The organism is Streptococcus sp. VTCC 12905 (assembly GCF_049893385.1).
Classification (GTDB): Bacteria; Bacillota; Bacilli; order Lactobacillales; family Streptococcaceae; genus Streptococcus; species Streptococcus suis_AA.
This window is the reverse complement of sequence record NZ_JBMVJC010000006.1, coordinates 1-15,787: the sequence shown is the minus strand read 5'-3', so window position 1 is coordinate 15,787 and position 15,787 is coordinate 1. Positions and strand designations below refer to the sequence as shown.

At 35.7% G+C, this 15,787-nt stretch carries 13 protein-coding genes and 1 pseudogene; 13 read left to right on the top strand and 1 reads right to left on the bottom strand.

Annotated elements, in window-relative coordinates; genetic code table 11:
- Positions 1 to 14 precede the first annotated feature (14 nt).
- The gene (gene guaA / locus ACPC58_RS03400; protein WP_434065248.1) at positions 15 to 1,565 is read right to left on the bottom strand and encodes a glutamine-hydrolyzing GMP synthase; all 1,551 of its coding nucleotides are present in this window, start codon (positions 1,563 to 1,565) and stop codon (positions 15 to 17) included.
- A gap of 272 nt (positions 1,566 to 1,837) precedes the next feature.
- Between guaA and ACPC58_RS03395 the strand changes: the two genes are divergently transcribed.
- From ACPC58_RS03395 to ACPC58_RS03335, 13 genes and pseudogenes are all read left to right on the top strand, one after another.
- The gene (locus ACPC58_RS03395) at positions 1,838 to 2,536 is read left to right on the top strand and encodes a GntR family transcriptional regulator (RefSeq protein WP_024392131.1); all 699 of its coding nucleotides are present in this window, start codon (positions 1,838 to 1,840) and stop codon (positions 2,534 to 2,536) included.
- Between the two features lie 105 nt (positions 2,537 to 2,641).
- On the top strand, positions 2,642 to 2,974 hold the full coding sequence (locus ACPC58_RS03390) for a putative DNA-binding protein (RefSeq protein WP_216658250.1): 333 nt from the start codon (positions 2,642 to 2,644) through the stop codon (positions 2,972 to 2,974).
- 12 nt (positions 2,975 to 2,986) lie between these two features.
- Positions 2,987 to 4,561: a signal recognition particle protein gene (gene ffh / locus ACPC58_RS03385; RefSeq protein ID WP_434065247.1), complete on the top strand. Its 1,575-nt coding sequence runs from the start codon at positions 2,987 to 2,989 to the stop codon at positions 4,559 to 4,561.
- A 36-nt stretch (positions 4,562 to 4,597) separates the two neighbouring features.
- Positions 4,598 to 6,052 carry an alpha-amylase gene (locus ACPC58_RS03380; protein WP_434065246.1) on the top strand — a complete coding sequence of 485 codons (1,455 nt, stop codon included), beginning with the start codon at positions 4,598 to 4,600 and terminating at the stop codon, positions 6,050 to 6,052.
- A 185-nt stretch (positions 6,053 to 6,237) separates the two neighbouring features.
- A complete protein-coding gene (locus ACPC58_RS03375) occupies positions 6,238 to 6,906 on the top strand; it encodes a SatD family protein (RefSeq protein ID WP_434065245.1) in 669 nt (222 codons plus the stop codon).
- Positions 6,907 to 6,957: 51 nt separating this feature from the next.
- On the top strand, positions 6,958 to 7,656 hold the full coding sequence (locus tag ACPC58_RS03370; RefSeq protein WP_434065297.1) for a DUF3307 domain-containing protein: 699 nt from the start codon (positions 6,958 to 6,960) through the stop codon (positions 7,654 to 7,656).
- 253 nt (positions 7,657 to 7,909) lie between these two features.
- A complete protein-coding gene (locus ACPC58_RS03365; RefSeq protein ID WP_434065244.1) occupies positions 7,910 to 8,968 on the top strand; it encodes a glycosyltransferase in 1,059 nt (352 codons plus the stop codon).
- Between the two features lies 1 nt (position 8,969).
- A complete protein-coding gene (locus ACPC58_RS03360; protein ID WP_434065243.1) occupies positions 8,970 to 11,192 on the top strand; it encodes a glycosyltransferase in 2,223 nt (740 codons plus the stop codon).
- A complete protein-coding gene (locus ACPC58_RS03355) occupies positions 11,179 to 13,008 on the top strand; it encodes a hypothetical protein (RefSeq protein WP_434065242.1) in 1,830 nt (609 codons plus the stop codon). The genes ACPC58_RS03360 and ACPC58_RS03355 overlap by 14 nt, the downstream gene beginning before the upstream one ends.
- A 91-nt stretch (positions 13,009 to 13,099) precedes the next feature.
- Positions 13,100 to 13,657 carry a hypothetical protein gene (locus ACPC58_RS03350; protein ID WP_434065241.1) on the top strand — a complete coding sequence of 186 codons (558 nt, stop codon included), beginning with the start codon at positions 13,100 to 13,102 and terminating at the stop codon, positions 13,655 to 13,657.
- A 26-nt stretch (positions 13,658 to 13,683) separates the two neighbouring features.
- On the top strand, positions 13,684 to 14,184 hold the full coding sequence (locus tag ACPC58_RS03345; protein ID WP_434065240.1) for a GGDEF domain-containing protein: 501 nt from the start codon (positions 13,684 to 13,686) through the stop codon (positions 14,182 to 14,184).
- A 33-nt stretch (positions 14,185 to 14,217) separates the two neighbouring features.
- Entirely contained in the window at positions 14,218 to 14,967 is a 750-nt protein-coding gene (locus ACPC58_RS03340) for an EAL domain-containing protein (RefSeq protein WP_434065239.1), read from the top strand.
- Positions 14,968 to 15,046: 79 nt separating this feature from the next.
- Positions 15,047 to 15,787 (top strand): annotated as a pseudogene (locus ACPC58_RS03335) (IS256-like element IS1191 family transposase); the annotation flags it as partial.

The window sequence follows — 15,787 nt, the reverse complement described above, 5'->3', positions numbered from 1 at the left end:
ATTATGTTTCTAAATCACTCCCACTCAACTGTTGCAGGTGGCTTACTTGTGATATCGTAGACAATGCGGTTGACGTGAGCTACTTCATTTACGATGCGGACAGAAATTTTCTGAAGAACATCCCAAGGAAGTTTGGCGAAGTCAGCCGTCATTCCATCGACAGAAGTGATAGCGCGAATAGCAATCGTATAGTCGTAAGTACGACCATCTCCCATAACACCCACTGAGCGTACGCCAGTATTGACCGTGAAATACTGCCAAACATCGCGGTCTAGACCAGCTTTGGCAATCTCTTCGCGCAAAATAGCATCTGAATCACGAACAGTTTGGAGTTTTTCTTCTGTAATTTCACCCATAACGCGGATAGCAAGACCTGGACCAGGGAATGGCTGGCGCCACACAACTTCGTCAGGCATGCCGAGAGCAGTACCTAGGGCACGAACTTCATCTTTAAATAATGTATTGAGTGGTTCGATTAGTTTGAATTGCATATCTTCAGGCAAACCACCAACATTATGGTGAGATTTGATGGTTTCAGCTGTATCTGTACCAGACTCAATGATATCTGTATAAAGTGTTCCTTGAGCCAAGAATTCAACATCTGTTAACTTGCTCGCCTCATCGTCAAATACGTAAACAAATTCATTACCGATGATTTTACGTTTTTTCTCTGGATCAGATACGCCAGCTAGCAAATCTAAGAAGCGTTTAGCCGCATCAACACGGATAATATTCAGTCCAAATTTACCGCTTAGCATTTCCATGACTTGATCGCCTTCATTTTTACGAAGAAGACCGTGGTCAACAAAGATACAAGTCAATTGATCACCGATAGCACGTTGAAGAAGAACACCAACGACAGATGAGTCAACACCACCAGAGAGACCGAGTAAGACTTTCTTATCGCCAACTGTTTGACGAATTTTTTCGATTTCAGTTTCTATGAAGTTTTCCATCGTCCAATCGCCACGTGCACCACAGATGCCAAATGCGAAGTTTTTCAAAATGTCATTGCCATAAATAGAATGACGAACTTCTGGGTGGAATTGGATACCGTAGATACGGCGTTCCGTGTTTTCAATTGCAGCGTAAGGACAGTCAGATGAAAGACCAACAAGATGGAAATCTGCTGGGATTTCTGTGACAGCATCACCGTGGCTCATAAGCACTAGTTGTTCTTCTGGTGTACTCGCAAACAAAGCTGACTCGGTTTTCAATTGTAGGTTAGATTGACCATATTCACGATTTCCAGCTTTATCAGCAGGCACAACCTTACCACCTAGCTTGTGAGTGATGAGTTGCATTCCGTAACAAATACCCAAGATTGGAATACCCAATTCAAATATTTCTGGATCAATATCGAAAGCATTCTCTGCGTAGACAGAGTTAGGACCACCTGAAAGTACAATACCAATTGGATTGATGGCGCGAACTTCATCGGCAGTTATTTTGTGATTTTTCAATTCTGAAAAGACACCAAATTCACGAATACGACGCGAAATGAGCTGATTGTACTGGCTACCATAATCCAGTACAATGATTTTTTGGACATCTTGTTTTGTCATGTTTTACCCTTTCGTTTTGAAATAAATTCAAATACTAGTACATATTTTATCATAAAAGCGAACATTTTCCAAACTATATTTCATAAATATCTGTTTTGCAAACTATGAGTAATTTATAAAAACAAAGTGTTCGTATTTTTCTATTTTTTACATTGATTATTTTAGGAAATTCTTTCTTATTGTTTGCGGTATCATTTTTCCACATAAAAATCGGTCTATTTTTGTCAAATGAGAATATTTTTGGTACACTAGAAAGAAAAAGGTTGGTCGAGATGAAAGCAGCATATATTACGATTCATGATAAGATAAAAGAACAAATTGACCAGGGGATTTGGACCATCGGTCAGCGCTTGCCGAGTGAAAGAGATTTATCAGAAGAATTTGGAGTATCTCGCATGACCTTACGGCAAGGCATTACGCTATTAGTAGAAGAGGGAGTCTTGCAACGAAAAGTGGGTTCTGGCACCTATGTAGCCAGCACTCGAGTGCAGGAGAAGATGCGGGGAACAACTTCTTTTACTGAATTGGTACTGCTTCAAGGGAAAACACCTACGAGCAAGCTCTTGTCATACACTCGTACAAAACCAAACGAAAAGGAAATTGAAGAGCTTGGTTTGTCTCGAGGGGAATCAATCATTCGAATGGAACGGGTTCGCTATGCTGACAATGTACCGGTTGTTTATGAAGTAGCCAGCATTCCGGAGCGTTTGATTAAAAATGTTCCAAAAGAAGAAGTAACCAATCATTTTTTCAAAACACTAGTAGATAATGGTTATCGTATTGGAACAAGTAAGCAAACAATCTTTGCTCGTTTAGCGAATGAAAAAGTTGCTCAGTACTTAGAAATTACTAAGAATCAGGCTATACTTGCTTTAAAACAAGTTTCCTATTTGGAAGATGGTCAAGCATTTGAATTTGTTAATAGCCAGTACGTGGGCGAACGCTTTGAGTTTTATTTAGAAAATAATTAACATACATTAAATTATGTAATATATTTTAGAAAATCCGCTTGTTCTTTCAAAAGATGACGGATTTTCTTATTTATAAAAGATAAAAATTTTGATATAATAAAGTTTATGGAAATTGAAAAAACCAACCGAATGAATGCTTTATTTGAATTCTACGCAGCCTTGCTGACGGATAAGCAAATGAACTATATTGAGCTGTATTATGCAGATGATTATAGTCTGGCAGAAATTGCTGAGGAATTCAATGTAAGTCGTCAAGCGGTGTATGATAACATTAAACGAACAGAAAAATTGCTGGAAGACTACGAGATGAAACTACATATGTACTCTGATTATGTAGTGCGTAGTCAAATTTTTGATGAAATTCTTACTAGGTATCCGGGGGATGGTTACTTAGAGGAGAAAATCGCTATTCTAACTAGTATCGATAATAGAGATTAAGAGGAGAAGTATATGGCTTTTGAAAGCTTAACAGAACGTTTGCAGAATGTCTTTAAAAATCTGCGTCGTAAAGGAAAAATTTCTGAGAGTGATATTCAGGAAGCGACCAAGGAAATTCGTTTGGCCTTGCTTGAGGCTGATGTGGCCTTGCCAGTTGTGAAAGACTTTATCAAGAAAGTACGCGAACGTGCTATTGGGCATGAAGTGATTGAAACCTTGAATCCTGCTCAACAAATCGTTAAAATCGTTGATGAAGAGTTAACAGCTGTATTGGGGTCTGAAACTTCCGAACTCATTAAATCTCCGAAAATTCCAACTATCATTATGATGGCTGGTTTGCAAGGGGCTGGTAAAACGACTTTCACAGGAAAGTTGGCTAATAAACTCAAGCAGGAAGAAAATGCTCGTCCACTCTTGATTGCTGCCGATATTTATCGTCCAGCTGCCATAGACCAGTTGAAGACACTCGGTCAACAGATTGATGTACCTGTGTTCGAGTTGGGCAATCAAGTTCCAGCTCTTGAGATTGTCCGTCAAGGTTTAGAACAAGCCAAAGTCAATCACAATGACTATGTCTTGATTGATACGGCTGGTCGTTTACAAATTGACCAAGCCCTTATGGCCGAGTTGAGAGAAATCAAGGAATTTGCTCAACCAAATGAAATTCTCTTGGTAGTTGATGCCATGATCGGTCAGGAAGCTGCTAATGTTGCACGTGAGTTCAATAATCAGTTGTCCATCACCGGTGTGATTTTGACCAAGATTGATGGTGATACTCGTGGTGGTGCAGCTTTGTCTGTTCGTCACATCACAGGTCAGCCAATCAAATTCACAGGTACAGGTGAAAAAATCACCGATATCGAAACCTTCCACCCAGATCGTATGTCTTCGCGTATTCTTGGTATGGGTGACATGCTGACCTTGATTGAGAAGGCGAGCAAGGAATATGATGAGAAGAAATCATTAGAACTCGCTGAAAAAATGCGTGAAAATACCTTTGATTTCAATGACTTCATTGACCAATTAGATCAAGTTCAAAATATGGGCCCGATGGAAGACCTTCTCAAAATGATTCCAGGTATGGCTGGAAATCCCGCTCTTTCCAATCTAAAAATTGATGAAAAACAAATTGCCCGTAAACGTGCGATTGTGTCATCAATGACGCCAGAAGAGCGTGAAAATCCGGATTTATTGACTCCTAGTCGCCGTCGTCGTATCGCTGCTGGATCAGGAAATAGCTTTGTCGAAGTCAATAAATTCATCAAAGATTTCAACCAGGCTAAGTCAATGATGCAGGGAGTTATGTCTGGTGATATGAACAAAATGATGAAACAAATGGGTATCAATCCAAACAATCTTCCTAAAAACATGCCAAACATGAATGGTATGGATATGTCTGCTCTGGAAGATATGATGGGCGGAGCTGGTATGCCGGACATGAGCCAATTAATGGGTGGCGCAGGAATGCCAGATATGTCTCAAATGTTTGGCGGTGGTTTGAAAGGCAAAATTGGTGAATTTACCATGAAACAGGCCATGAAACGTCAAGCAAATAAAATTAAAAAAGCTAAAAAGAAGAGAAAATAAATCTTCTAATATCTAATATAGGAGTATACTTACGAAATGACAAGACCAACCATGATGCAATACTTTGAGTGGTATTTGCCAGCAGATGGCAAGCACTGGGAAAATTTGAAAAATGATGCTAGCCATCTCAAAGAAATTGGAATCAGCCATATTTGGATGCCTCCAGCTTTTAAAGCAACAGGAAAAGAGGATGTCGGCTACGGAATTTATGATCTTTTTGACTTAGGAGAATTCGATCAAAAAGGCACCGTCCCAACAAAGTACGGTACGAAAAAGGACTATATTGCAGCGATCCAGGCTCTTCAGGAGCAGGGAATAGTAACCATAGCAGATATTGTCTTAAATCATAAGGCAGGAGGCGACTACTTGGAACGTTTCCAAGTCCGCCGTATGAATCCTGATAATCGTCAAGAAAGTCTGTCAGAGCCTTATGAAATCGAGGGCTACACAGGTTATGATTTTGCCGGACGAAATAATACCTATAACGACTTTAAGTGGCATTGGTATCATTTTACAGGGCTAGATTTTGACGCCAAACACAAGGAAACAGGAATCTATCAGATTGTTGGAGATAATAAAGGCTGGGCCAATCAAGATCAAGTAGACGGAGAACATGGCAACTATGACTATCTGATGTTTAATGATATTGATTTCAAACATCCAGAAGTTAGTTCACATTTAATGGACTGGGTAGGTTGGTTCTTAGAGACTACGCAGATAGATGGTTTTCGAATCGATGCTGCCAAACATATCGGAGAAGACTTTATCAGCTCATTTATCCAAAACGTCAGAGAACAATACAAAGACAATCTTTATGTCTTTGCTGAATATTGGAAAAACAGTCAGGAAGCCCGTTTAGATTACATCAATGAAACGAATTTTCAAATGGATTTGGTGGATGTCCCCCTTCATATGAATCTTTTCCAAGCTAGCACTGACGGAGCTGGTTATGATTTGAGAACCATCTTTGATGGTAGTCTTGTCCAATCAAATCCAAACTTTGCGGTTACCTTTGTCGATAATCATGATTCTCAACGTGGACAGGCATTAGAATCAACAATCGCTGAATGGTTTAAGCCAGCTGCCTATGCACTCATTCTTCTGCGTCAACAAGGACTACCAACGATTTTTTATGGGGATTATTATGGTATTTCTGGAGAATTTGGCCAGGAGTCCTTTAAAGATATGCTGGATAAACTACTAGGAATTCGACAAAACCATACTTACGGTCCTCAGATTGATTATTTTGATCATCCCAACTGCATTGGTTGGGTCTGCCAAGGAGACCAAGATCATCCTAAAGGCCTGGCAGCTGTTATTAGCAACTCAGATGAAGGCTACAAAGATATGGATATGGGACAATTAAATGCTGGTAAAATGTTTATAGATGCCACAGGCAATCGACAAGACCAAGTCTTGCTCAATGAGACTGGTTGGGGGCGTTTCCCTGTCAACGCAGGTTCCTTATCGGTTTGGATTGAATCTGACTAAATTAAATAAGAAAATGCTGCATCGGTTCAACTGGTGTAGTATTTTTTATGTTCCAAGGGGAAGCAGAAGTAGTAGCAAATATAAAATGTCCACTATGGTGGAAATAATTAAAAATGTCTGTTTTTATGGACACAAAACAAAATGTCTGTTATAATGGACACAATAAGAAAAAGGAGGGAAACCTTATGCAATACATAGCAATTATTGGTGATATTATCAACTCAAAACAGGTATACAATCGTTCAAATATTCAGGAACGGTTAGGTCATGTTATCAAACGTGTCAATTATACTTTTTCAAGTGAATTTGCCTCTCCATTTACTATTACGAAAGGTGATGAATTCCAAGCACTTTGCAAACCAAGCCCACACATCTTTCTAATGATAGATCAGATAAAAATAGCTTTTAGAAATGAATTAGAAATTCGATTCGGAATAGGCTTAGGAGAAATCCTCACAGACATTAATCCACATCAAAGTATCGGAGCTGATGGTCCAGCTTATTGGGAAGCTCGAAAAGCAATTGACTATATTCATGATAATAACGACTACGGCACTAGTCAAATAGCCTTCTCATCTGAATACAAACAAATCAACCGCGTGATTAACTCTCTACTAAACTCAAGTGATTTTATCAGAGCTTCTTGGAATAATTCACAAACTGATTTATTTGGAACGTTAATTAGTAATAACATCTACAGTGAAGATTTTAAGCAAAAACCGATTGCTGAGAAAATGAAATTGACTCCAAGCGCGTTTACAAAACGTGTAAAATCTAGTGGAATAAAACTATATTTTCGGAATCGGCAAATGGTGATGAGTTTAATCCTACAACTTTGTCAGAAAGAGGTGTAGCAGCATGTACGTATCCGTATTATCACATTACTTTACTTGGTTCAATAACCAATCTTAACAGCCTTGTTGATTGCTTATTTCTTAAGTGATTTTACATTTCAAAGCCAACAATTAGCAAATGCCAAAAGAACGAATTTTTTAGCACTCGTACTCCATCTAACAGTGGTTGGAATTTCACTATCTATTCTGGCTTTTTTATTGCCAATTAATAATGGGGATCTTTTTTTTCAAGTTTGGCTAAGTCACCTAGCAATTGATTATTGTAAGCATTTCCTCAGTAAACATGGCTGGATAAAAGAAAAATGGGACGGAAATACCTTCGTCATTGATCAGCTATTGCATATTTTCTGTATCATCATTTTATATCAAACAATTGAGGTAAATAGTTCTGCCTATTCATTTTGGAGTGAGCCGAATAGTCTATTATTGCAGTTGTTATTTATCATATTGATTACTAAGCCGGTGGATATCGTTTTTAAACTTTTCTTCAACAAATATCAGGTAACGGAAGGAGAAGAAGAGTTGACTGTGACAGGTGCAGGTGCCTTGATTGGCCAATTAGAACGCTCGATTATGGGGATTTTTCTACTCATGGGGCAATTTACAGCTATTGGTTTGGTATTTACCGCAAAATCCATCGCACGCTATGATAAAATATCCAAAAGCCAAGCCTTTGCTGAATACTATTTGATTGGTTCACTGTTTAGTATCATTAGTGTCCTACTTGCTTATATTTTATTAGTAATATAAAATTTTAAAAATTTACATATAATTAGTTATGTAAAGTTTTTTTAGATAACTAATTATATACATATTTGACTATAGAAACATTGCAAGTCTCAAGTGTTATATGAACCATTTTGTTCATTTTTTATGATAGTCCGTGATATAATGTAAAAATTGCTGAGAATTTTATCAGATATTTATAGGTACAATTTTAAGCTAAACTATAAAAAAATACTCTTAACCAAATGAAAAGAAACGAAAAATAGGAGCATCTAACATGACAAATTTTGCCATTCTTATTCCGGCATATCAACCCGATTCAAAGTTAAATAAGTTAATAAAAGATATTACACTTGATTCATATTTTCAAAATGTTCAAATAGTTGTTGTAGATGACGGGAGTGGAATAGAATATGATCCGATTTTTAATGCGATTAACTCAAGTACTAGTCTCATTCGGTACGATAAAAATGAGGGAAAAGGTTTTGCTCTAAAAACAGGATTCAAATTTATTAAGGATCATCTGAAATCAGTAGAAGCAGTCGTAACGATTGATGCAGATGGTCAACACACTGTCGGTGATACAAAAAAATGTTTACAAGAATATGAACGAAACGCTCAAAAATATCCCCTTATATTAGGTTCTAGAAATTTTGGAAAAAATATTCCACTAAGAAGTAAGATTGGAAATCTAATGACACGAGATGTCTTAAGTTTGTCCCTTGGATTAGATATTTCTGATACTCAAACAGGACTTCGGGTTATTCCAACAACCTACTTTGATAAGATGATTTCTTTGGAAGGGAATCGATATGAATTTGAAATGCAGATGCTCTTGTTTGCAAAAGAAAATAACGTACCCATTATCGAAGTTCCTATTGAAACCATTTATATCAACGAGAATGAATCTTCTCACTTTAATCCAATTATGGACTCGATAAAAATATATAAAACCTTTTTGAAGTTTATTCTGTCGTCAGCAAGCTCGTTTATAGTTGATATTTCTGCCTTCAGTTTGATTGTATTTCTTATTGGAAATCAGCATACAGATACAATTTTTATTGCGTCATTCTTATCTCGTTTTTTTTCATCTCTATTTAATTTTATGATGAATAAATCATTTGTATTTCAAAAGGGAGATAAGACAAGTATTTTAAAATATTTTATGTTAGTAATTGGACAAATATCTGTATCAGCTCTGCTTGTTACCTTAGGAAATCATCTATTTCCTGGGGTACAATTATCACTTGTTAAAGTAGTGGTTGATACCATCTTATTTATGATTAGTTATAAAATTCAGAAAAAGTACATCTTTACCAAAAAAGCGGGGATATAAGGTGTTTAAAAGTAAAAAAATTAATCTAATAGTTTACATTTTAGCTTTCTTAACCAGTATTATCTATTTGGGTTGGAGAATTATCTATACCATTCCTTGGGAAGACTCACCTCTATCATATATTTTTGGGGTTATTCTGTGGCTCTGTGAATTAGTTTCATACTCTTCTGCCTTCGTTTTGATTGCCAATAAAAGCAAAAGGTTCAATCTTGAAAAAGGTGAACTGACAGCAGAGAATATGCCTGACATTGATGTTTTTATTGCAACTCATAACGAAGACTACACCATCGTGTATAAAACCCTGAATGCCTGTGTACAAATGGATTATCCAGATAAAAGTAAAGTCCATATTTATATTGCAGATGATACAAATCGACCTGAAATAAAGGCGCTGGCAGAGGAGTTTAACGTTGGTTATTGTGGTCTGGAGAATAATAAACATGCTAAATCGGGAAATTTGAATAATGCACTTAGCCAAACAAACTCTCCTTATATCGCTACATTTGATGCAGATATGATTCCTTATAAAGAATTCTTGCTAGAGACAGTCCCATATTTTTTAGCAGATAGAGAAAATCAGAAACCAATCGGTCTGATTCAGACTCCCCAGAGTTTTTATAACCCAGATATTTTTCAATTTCATTTTTATTCAGAAGATAAACTTCCAAATGAACAAGATTTCTTTTCAAAGAGTGTCAATGTCTTGAATAATACCAGAGGAGCAGCAGTCTACACAGGATCTAATACTTTATTAAGTAGACAAGCGATAGAAGATGCAGGTGGATTTCCAGTTGGCACCATAACTGAAGATTTCGAATTAGGTGTTCGGATGAATATTGCTGGATATTTAAATTATTCGACTACTAAACCATTGGCTAGCGGCTTAACTCCGACTGACTTACGTAGTGTTGTGAAGCAGCGCGTTCGGTGGGGAAGAGGGGTTATCAAAAGCAGTTATAATACAAATATTTTTTTCAATCCAAAACTATCTTTAGGACAGCGAGTTGTCTATGTTAATGGCTACCTTTATTGGAGTTCATTCTTCAGACGTTTAGTTTATATCCTTGCCCCGATACTTTATACGGTATTTCACATGCGAATTGTAAAGGCAAATGTTTGGTTATTGCTTATCTATTGGTTGCCATCTTATGTATTTTCAAAACTTGCTATGAGAGATGTAACAGATACCTATCGAACTCAGACATGGGGAGAAATTGTGGAAACTGTATTTGCACCTTATCTCGTATTGCCTTTGTTCTTTGAGTCAATCGGAATCAGTGAGAAAAAATTTAAGGTGACTTCAAAAGACATTAGCGACCGAAATTTTGATTATATGTTTGCCTTGCCCTATTTTATTCTTTGGGTGTTATCTGTTTATGGGTTAATCACTTTTAATATTGGAAAATATGGGTCCGAACTATTCTATGGCTCTGTCATTAGCTTTTGGTTGATTCATCACTTGATTAACTTGACTTTCGCGCTATTTGCTACACTTGGCCGACCAATCTATCGAAATGAGGAACGATTTTTAGTTGATGACGAAGCTGTTGTCGACATAAGTGGTTTAAAAGAGAACGTTACCCTAGTTGACGTTTCTGAACATGGCCTCTCATTTATAAGTAGACGGCCGCTTTATATAAAGGAGCACGTGTCAATTTCGTTAAACAATGGGTTATATTCTTTTACAGTAAATGGAAGACTAGCACGTATTGTGGATCAAGACAATATGTGGCGTTATGCGATTCGAATTGATGATAGCTTAGATGAAAAGGATAAAAAGTCTTACTATCACTATATTTTTGCCCGAACAAATGATTATTTAGCCAAAGAAAGGGATAGCTGGGTTACCATTTGGGATGACTTAAGTAACAATTTACTGCAGCGATTCTACTTACTAAAACAGCGTTCATCAACTCAAAAGAACAACAATAGTACAATGCCAAAAATACAAACAAAATACCCAATCCTGATTCAAAATCAATCATTTGACCTGATTAGCTTTGATGGTAACCAAGTTGAATTGTGGGGTGAAAATATCCAATCTCTTCCTGAAACATTTATTTATGAGACTGAAAAAATCAGATTACACTTTAATAAGCTGCACCATCAGTTATTCAGTCAAACAACAATTTATTCAATAGAACGTATGGAGGAAGTTTGCATGGGGGGAATACAACATTTTTATGATGAGCTATACAAGGAGAAGATAGATGTCAGTCATTAAATTTATTCTATTTCTTTGCTCGCTAATCGGATATACTTCGTATGTACGAACCCGAACAAGTATTTCTAAATACCTAGTTTATATTGGAATAATCAGTTTTCAAGTTGCTTTTTTGTATGTTGCATCCCTTTTGAATCTTTTAGCGGGTGCTGCATGGCTACTTTATATACTTGGTTTTACGTTATTTCTTTACACTAGTAAAGGGAGTATCCGCCATATTTTTGAGGCCATTATCAACAATCTTCATTTTGTTTCTTTATTCATGGCTATCTATGTAGTGCTTTATTGTCTAGCATTGTGGAATCAAACACTTGTCCATTATGATAATTTTACTCATTGGGCAACCATTGTAAAATTTCTACATCTGGAAAATAGACTTCCGAATATTAATGATACCATCATATCCTATAACAATTATCCAATCGGAAGTTCATTATATCTTTATTACATTACAAAGTTTGTTGGTTTTAACGACGGGATCCTGTTAATCGGCCAATTTATCGTTATCGCAGCAGCTCAATATGCAATTTTTGATACAGTAAAAGACAAGCGAAGATTGTTACCTAATGCGTTGATTTTTGCAGGCATAGGAGTGATGACTTATCTTAATTTTTCCATCCGCTACAATAATCTTTTAGTTGATGCTCTTATTGCGGCCTTGTCTGTTGCTGCCGTTTCTGTACTATTTGAAATGAAGAAGGAGAATTTCCTAGGAAGTACAGTCGTGGTGACATTGATTTTAAACTTCCTAGTGATGGTCAAGGCTAGTGCTCTATTTTTTGTAATCTGTATCATCCTTGCCTATTTTGTAATTGGCATAAAAAGGCAACTATTTAAAGAAAGCCGAAAGCTCTCCATTTATTCGTTGCTGACACTGTTGCCAATCATAAGTAATAGAATCTGGTCATTCCATGTGAAAACAACCTTCGGTGATTCAATTATCAAGAAACATGAAGTTAATTCAGGATCAATAACTGATGTTTTACAACTACAGCTGACAGATGATCAGACAAAAATACTACAAACTTATCTAGACACCGTCTTTTCATTAAAAACCCTTACTAGTATTCAAATATTACTAATTTATTGTTTGGCATTGGGCTTGTTAATCTTTTATGGCATTAAGTACAAACAATGGAAGTCTAATCTTCAAATTTATTTGGTATGTGCACTAGTTACGGTCCTGTATTATACTGGAAATTTAGTCATGTACCTAACAGCTATGCCGGTTGATGAGGCTTTAAGAGTTGCAGGTTTTGAACGATATATATTAACGATTATTCTAATCAATCTATTTATTTTTATCATTCAACTTGTTCGTCAGATGGATGATGTTTTTTACGAAAAAAATTATTTAAAAAGAAATAATCGTTCGTATAAATCTTTTAGAAATAAGAAGTTATATGAATTAACGACGATAGCTGCTTTAATGCTATTTACAGGATTTATCATTTCAGATACAAATGGTATGTCTGAGCAAATGAATACCGTCCTAGAAGAACAAAGGGCGTTAAATGAGATTACAGAAGAGAAACACCTAGAATCGGGAAATTATTTGGTAGTTTCGGCAAACCAAGAACAGGTAGATAATTATTTTCTACAATATTACGCCAGGTATGTTTTATGGAATCCACATGTTGATGCCCGATATGATTTTATTGTCACTGACAATGAGTTTGAAACTATTATCAAACAATATGATGGTGTATTACTGCTGGATAATCACTATACTTTCGTAGCAACTATGAAGAAATTAACTCAGCGCACACTATCACCTGGTTACTATCCTGTGGAACAATTTCATTTTGACAATTAGGAAAACCAAGCTGGTAAAAGATGTCTCTATTTGTTATACTAATAACTAATTACTCCGATGATTGAATATATGTTGGGAGAGTATATTTACAATGGAAGCAGATACAACTAAATTCAGAAAGAAAACACGACATCGAATCTTATTAATCTATGGGCTCTTATTATTGTTATTTTTGTTTTTCTTTTATACAGAAATAAGAAATGATGATTTCAAGTCGATTTTATTCATCTGCATCATAGCCTTAATCTTATTTGTATTATTTATTGAAATCGTGCGATTTTCCAGATTATTAAAAGCATCTGAAAAACAAAATATCCTATTACAAAATAGTTTTGACGTATTAGAAAACATCAATCTCTATATTATTGATAGAGATTACAATTATCTCTATATGAACCAACCAGATATAGCCTTCATGGAAAAGTATTTTCATGTTAGTCCGAAGGTTGGGAAAAATGTTTCTGATTACTTATCAGCAGAACACTTTGATTCTTTAAAAGCAAATGTGAATGCAGCATTAGAAAATAATTTTCATGCTTCTAAGGATGTCTTTGATCATGAGGGTGAGAGGATGTCTTTGATCATGAGGGTGAGAGTTTGGTGCTCTATACCTCATACTCCCCAATCAAAAATAAGGGGGGAGAATTAGTAGCCATATGTTGCATCACTACAAATGTGACAGACGTTGAAAATGAGAAGGAAAAAATGTTAAAATTAATTTATCAAGATCCTCTTACAGAAGTCTATAACCGTAGAAAACTCAACGAATATTATGCTGAAGTTATCCAAAAAGACAATTTAAGTATATGGGTTTTTGTTTTTGATTTAGATAATTTTAAATCCTCAAATGATGCGTTTGGGCATGCTGTAGGAGATCAAATTCTTATTCAATTTAGTAATATTCTAATGAATGAGTTTCCATCAAATGCACTTGTTTCAAGGTTGGGAGGAGATGAATTCTGTGTTCTCTTGCCAGAAACAACACATTTAGATATTTTACGCATTCAATCGAATATTGTCCTCAAAATGCAAGAGTTTAATCTCTTCGGGGTATCCGTTTCGATTGGTAAGACATTTGCTAGAAATCCAAGATATCATGAATTGGATGAGCTTTTGGTAGAAGCAGACAGTAATATGTATTCGCAAAAAAAATCTAAAAAAATACAGTCTAAATAATTATGATAACTCTTACTGTCTTGGAAAAAACGTGTGACAGTATCATCATTATTTATTATAGAAAGATTTATTATAGAAAGAAGTTGGAAATATTTAGTGCGAACCGATGATTTTTATTTGCTATTTCAACCCATTGTTAATGTGGAAACTAGCAAAACGAAAGTTGCAAAAGTTGACGAATATGAAGTATTGCTCCGTTCATACAAATCAGATACCTTCCCATCAGATGAATTTCACTTTATTCTATCTCATGAAGAATACTATATAATCTTTATGAACTGGTTTAGTGAAAAACTTGAAGAAAAATTAAATCAGCATCCCGAGATTCTACTTTCTGTAAATTTTGATTTAGATCAATTTCAATATATTGGAACCATTCAATTTTTAGAACGATTTAACTCTTATTCTGAAAATATCTTAATTGAAATAACCGAACACTTTCCAACTAGGAACCCTGAATTATTAGATAGTTTGCCTGACATCCTAAAAAAAATAAAACAATATCACTATAAAATTGTAATTGATGATTTTACAGAAGGAATTAATACATATTTTCTTTATAAAAAATATAGAAGCTATTATAACCGACTCAAGATTACCTATAAGAACAATGTTTTATCATGGCTCAATATTGTATTTTTAGCCTATTATGTGAGACTAATAAATAAAATATACTCTAAAGAGATTAGCATTGTAGTTGAGAAAATTGATACAGTGAATAAGGCGAAATGGATGAGAAAATTTGGTCTATACCGTCAACAAGGGTATTATTGGGTAGTGTAAAATAAGTTGTGTAAACACAAAAAGGAATAAATCCGTTATAGTAGAGTTGCAAAACATTACTAGAAAGAGATTTATTCCTATGACTCAGTTTACCACAGAACTACTTAACTTCCTAGCCCAAAAGCAAGATATTGATGAATTTTTCCGTACTTCTCTTGAAACAGCTATGAATGATCTGCTTCAAGCAGAGTTATCAGCCTTTTTAGGGTATGAACCTTACGATAAATTAGGCTATAATTCTGGGAATAGTCGTAACGGAAGCTATGCACGGAAATTCGAAACCAAATATGGGACTGTTCAGTTGAGTATTCCTAGAGATCGTAATGGGAACTTTAGTCCAGCTTTGCTTCCCGCTTATGGACGTCGAGATGACCACTTGGAAGAGATGGTTATCAAACTCTACCAAACCGGTGTAACGACTCGAGAAATTAGTGATATCATCGAACGAATGTATGGTCATCACTATAGTCCTGCCACAATTTCTAATATCTCAAAAGCAACTCAGGAGAATGTCGCTACTTTTCATGAGCGAAGCTTAGAAGCCAATTACTCTGTTTTATTTCTTGACGGAACCTATCTTCCATTAAGACGTGGAACCGTTAGTAAAGAATGTATTCATATCGCACTTGGCATTACACCAGAAGGACAGAAGGCTGTTCTTGGATATGAAATCGCCCCAAATGAAAACAATGCTTCTTGGTCCACCCTGTTAGACAAGCTTCAAAACCAAGGAATCCAACAGATTTCTCTTGTAGTGACCGATGGCTTCAAGGGGCTTGAAGAGATTATCAATCAGGCTTACCCATTAGCTAAACAACAA